Below are 4,230 nucleotides of genomic sequence, written 5' to 3' on the forward strand. Positions count from 1 at the left end.
CGAACAGGAAAGTTAAGCTCTACAGCGCCGATGGTACTGCACGGGAGACTGTGTGGGAGAGTAGGACGTTGCCAGGTTCTTTGGTTTACTAGCTCAGTCGGTAGAGCACTTGACTTTTAATCAAGGTGTCCGGGGTTCGATTCCCCGGTAAGCCACCAAAATTACTTTAAGAGTAATTTTCTAATAGGAACTTGCTTAGCATTTAGATATATTGAGATTATGTTAATCATAATCTCTTTTATTTTTGTCTTTAAAAAAGATTTATATAGATAAAAAAAGGATACCTATAATTAGGTATCCTTTTTTACTTTTCTCTTAAAGTCATTACTTATAAAAGAGAAGAATCTTTTTAAGCTATTCATATCTTCTTTTAATGAAGAGTCATCATCTTTAAAAAATCCGTTATAGTAAAGTGATATTAATAAAAAGAATATTCCAAGATTTATATAGATATCTTTAATATCTGCGATAAATAAATCACCGACTCCTATAAAATCTAAGCTTCCTCCATAAAATACTTTATCTATAAGTGAGCATAAAGCACCAGAAAATATAAATAGAATAGATAAATCACTATAGATATCTTTTATTCCGTTAAATTTAGAGTATCTATAAATTTCTATAAATATAAATAGTGCAATAAAATTTAATAAGATAAGTAAAGGAAAACTTACGCCAGTTCCAAATCTAGCATTAAGCCAAGAACCATCTGTATTAATTATTGGATTAAATGAAATGAATCCATCTAATATAGATACATATTTATGGAAATAGAAAAACTTAATTATAATCTTAATTCCTTGATCTATAATCATTAATACAAAGAAGAATATCCACATAGCTTTAGTAGAAAGACCTTTTTCGTATCTTTTAGTAAAGGAATAAGCGAAATACCCTATTGCCGCAAAAAGTACTAAAAATAATAAGTTTCCTATTAATGTTACAGGGTCTCTAACCCTACCTGTAAAAAGCTCAAATAAAAAATATGCAAGCCACATACAAGGCAAAGCAAAAATTGTTATATATTTTTGTTTATTCATAGGTGCCTCCATTACATAGTAATTATAAATTTAAGTTTAACATATAATGTTAAATTTCACTATGTTAATATAAGAGTAATTATGAGATAATATAATTAGCTTACAAAATATTCAAATTAATCTTATGAAAAGAGAGGTATTTATATGTTAAGAATTTTTGCAGTTTCTGACTCTATTGGCGAAACGGCAAACGGTGTAGCGCAAGCTGCAGCTAGCCAATTTAAGGGAGATGTTGATGTAAAGAGATTACCATACATAAACACTTTAGAAGATGCAGATGAAGTTATAGCTAAAGCTTTAGAAGCCAAATCAGCTATAGTAGTATCTACAATAATAAGTGTTGACGTAAGAGAATATTTAACTCAAAAAGGCTTAGAAAATAATATTCAAGTAATAAATATTTTAGGGCCTATATTAAATGTTGCAGCTACAAAATTAAAAAGATTACCAGACTATAATCCAGGTGCAATGTGGAAAACAGATGAAGAATATTTTAAGAGAATAGAAGCTATGGAATTTGCTATGCAATATGATGATAGTAAAGATTACAGGGGATTAAAAAATGCAGATGTTGTTTTAATTGGTCTTTCAAGAACCTCAAAAACTCCACTTTGTATGTATTTAGCTAATAAAGGTATTAAAGCTATAAATGTTCCTTTAGTTCCGGAGGTTGGAGTTCCAGATGAAATATATGAAGTTGATAAAAGAAAAATATTTGGACTTACAATAAATCCTCTCCAATTAATAGAGATAAGAAAAAGAAGGTTAGATAAGTTTCACAGGATATCTTCTGATATAGAATATGCAGGAGATGCTAGAATACTAGAAGAGTTTGAATTTGCAGATAGAATAATTAGAAAATTAGGATGTAAGACAGTTGATATAACTAAAAGAGCAATAGAAGATACAGCATTAATAATTATGGAATCAATTAAGAATATAAAATAAATAAGAGACACTTACTAAAGATTTAGTAGGTGTCTTTTTGAAATAACAATATTTTATTTTGATGATATAATATAAGTATAATTATAAAAGGGGCGTATTATTATGAAGATTGGGTTAGTTTTAGGTGGAGGCGGAGCTAGAGGTGCTTATCAAATAGGCGTATGGCAAGCCTTTAAAGAATTAGATATAGATAAATATATAAAAGTAATAGCAGGAACTTCTATTGGAGCTTTAAATGGTATTCTTATAAAGCAAGGTGACATAAAGATTGCAGGGAAGCTTTGGAACGAAATTACTAAAGAAAAGATTCTTCCAACTGATAATAAAGACTTAATTAAAAAAAGCGCGCTTATTAATATCGGATCTAGAAACTTAAATCTAATAAAAAAATATATGCCAAACATAGTAGATGGTGGAGATGTATCAAGAAGTGGGCTTTTAGAGATATTTGATCAATATATAGATTTTGAAAAACTAAAAAGTGATGATATTGATTTATACGTAACTTGTACTGAGATTCCAAAGCTAGAAGCAGCATATTTTAAAATAAATAATTCTTCAGAAGAAGATATGAGAAAAATGCTTTTAGCAACATCAGCTATTCCTATGATATATAAAAGTGAAGAGATAAACGGAAAGAGGTATTTGGATGGGGGGATGGTAGATAACTTACCTATTCAGCCAGTTTATGGTGAAGGTTGTGATTTAATTATAGTAGTGCCTTTAGCTAAAGATTATGTAATAGATAGAAATCTTTATCCAAACACAGATATTATAGAGATAAGACCTAGCTTAATGGAAGAAGGTTTTATAGATGGGGCATTAGAGTTTACTAAAGATAATTCTTTAAGAAGAATGAAATTAGGGTATGAAGATACAATAGCTCAATTAAGTCCAATATTTAAATTAGCAAATTTTATAAGAGATAATAAGCCTAAAGAAGATAAAGGTTTATTTAAAATATTTAAAGATAAATTTTTTAATAAATAGTGAGGAAAGCTATATTTAGCTTTCCTCACTATTTTATTTTTAATATCCTAATTTTTTTATAGATAAGAGGATAGGCTAAGCTTAAAGGATAGTTTAATTTATCATAGCTGTGGCAACAATAAAGGTAATCATCTCCTAAAGAATAGGTTATAAATCCTGTATGAGTCCAATCTTTTAATTCAGGATTAAAAAATTGTATTAAAGCTCCTTCGCAATCAGAATCTAAATCGTTAAATTCTTTAGCTAAGTTATTATTAACTAGGTAGTTTCTAAGTTCTTTTACCCTTACCCAAGGGTTTGAATAATTATACCAAGTTTTAGTTTTAGGTAATCCACCTGCATGTAAAATTTGTGAAGCAAAGTTTGTACAATCTCCACCATTATTATCAAAACTTATATAACTTGGATTATGAACTAAAGCATATTTTTCAGCATAGGCTATTGCATTTGATTTGCTAAATGTTTTATGTGAAGGAGATTCAGACTTTAAAATAGATCTAAAGGGTGATGCTTTTTCTAAATTATCTTTAAATGATAGATTGATAGTATTAAAGTTTAAAGTATTAGATTTTTCTTCAAACTTTGAATATAGATTAGGAAATTCTTCTTTAGATATTATGAAATCTATTTTTTTAGAGTTTTTTGAAAATACAAAATACAAATATTCTAAGGATTTTGATGAGTTAAGTGTAATTATATTAATGTTTAGGATGTTTGTTATCATAACTTTAAAAAAACATATATTATTTATAGAGTTATACTTTAGTATTTTAAAACTCTTATTAATTGAGCCTATAGAAGATAATATATTATTTTTGTATAAAAATTTATTAGAATAAAAGTTTAAAAAATAACTGTTAGGATTTATAAATTCAAATAATTTTTCAAAGTTATCATTTAATATAAAAGATTTTATTACTTCTATTTGAGATTTAATCTTTGCCATATAGAAAACTCCAACAAAAAATACTACAGTATAATATATCTAAAACCACTAAAATAGGTGATTTTTTAATACAATACAAAAATATAAAAAAATATATGAAAAACTGTTGACATAATTTTGTTCTAGTAATATAATAACTATTGTCATCAGCGGAAAGCGTTTCCGAGAAAAGAAATTAAATGTTTAAATAAAAAATGTTGACATTTGATTTTGAAGATGATAAGATAAGCTAGTCGCTTGAGTGCGACAGAGATTAAATGGTCTTTGAAAATTGAACAGATTTATATAATACAAAACCAGCAATTC

At 27.2% G+C, this 4,230-nt stretch carries 4 protein-coding genes and 1 tRNA gene; 3 read left to right on the forward strand and 2 right to left on the reverse strand.

All coding sequences use genetic code 11. The features are described from left to right. Positions 1-82: 82 nt before the first annotated feature. Positions 83-158: transfer RNA gene (locus M4I33_RS16660), tRNA-Lys, on the forward strand. 132 nt (positions 159-290) lie between these two features. Here M4I33_RS16660 and M4I33_RS16665 read toward each other — a convergent pair. Continuing rightward, positions 291-1,040: a signal peptidase II gene (locus M4I33_RS16665; RefSeq protein ID WP_257917845.1), complete on the reverse strand. Its 750-nt coding sequence runs from the start codon at positions 1,038-1,040 to the stop codon at positions 291-293. 144 nt (positions 1,041-1,184) lie between these two features. Between M4I33_RS16665 and M4I33_RS16670 the strand changes: the two genes are divergently transcribed. Then, entirely contained in the window at positions 1,185-1,988 is an 804-nt protein-coding gene (locus M4I33_RS16670; RefSeq protein WP_257917846.1) for a pyruvate, water dikinase regulatory protein, read from the forward strand. Positions 1,989-2,090: 102 nt separating this feature from the next. After that, positions 2,091-2,978, forward strand: a complete 888-nt coding sequence (locus tag M4I33_RS16675; RefSeq protein ID WP_257917847.1) for a patatin-like phospholipase family protein — start codon at positions 2,091-2,093, stop codon at positions 2,976-2,978. Between the two features lie 28 nt (positions 2,979-3,006). Here M4I33_RS16675 and M4I33_RS16680 read toward each other — a convergent pair whose 3' ends face one another. Next, positions 3,007-3,924: an amidase domain-containing protein gene (locus M4I33_RS16680; RefSeq protein ID WP_257917848.1), complete on the reverse strand. Its 918-nt coding sequence runs from the start codon at positions 3,922-3,924 to the stop codon at positions 3,007-3,009. Between the last annotated feature and the right edge of the window lie 306 nt (positions 3,925-4,230).

Source organism: Clostridium sp. LY3-2 (assembly GCF_024705715.1).
Lineage (GTDB): Bacteria > Bacillota > Clostridia > Clostridiales > Clostridiaceae > Clostridium.

What these genes read in the sequence shown, in the direction of transcription:
- M4I33_RS16665 (WP_257917845.1), bottom strand. Translation starts at nt 1,040, where the DNA reads ATGAATAAACAAAAATATATAACAATTTTTGCTTTGCCTTGTATGTGG.
- M4I33_RS16670 (WP_257917846.1), top strand. Translation starts at nt 1,185, where the DNA reads ATGTTAAGAATTTTTGCAGTTTCTGACTCTATTGGCGAAACGGCAAAC.
- M4I33_RS16675 (WP_257917847.1), top strand. Translation starts at nt 2,091, where the DNA reads ATGAAGATTGGGTTAGTTTTAGGTGGAGGCGGAGCTAGAGGTGCTTAT.
- M4I33_RS16680 (WP_257917848.1), bottom strand. Translation starts at nt 3,924, where the DNA reads ATGGCAAAGATTAAATCTCAAATAGAAGTAATAAAATCTTTTATATTA.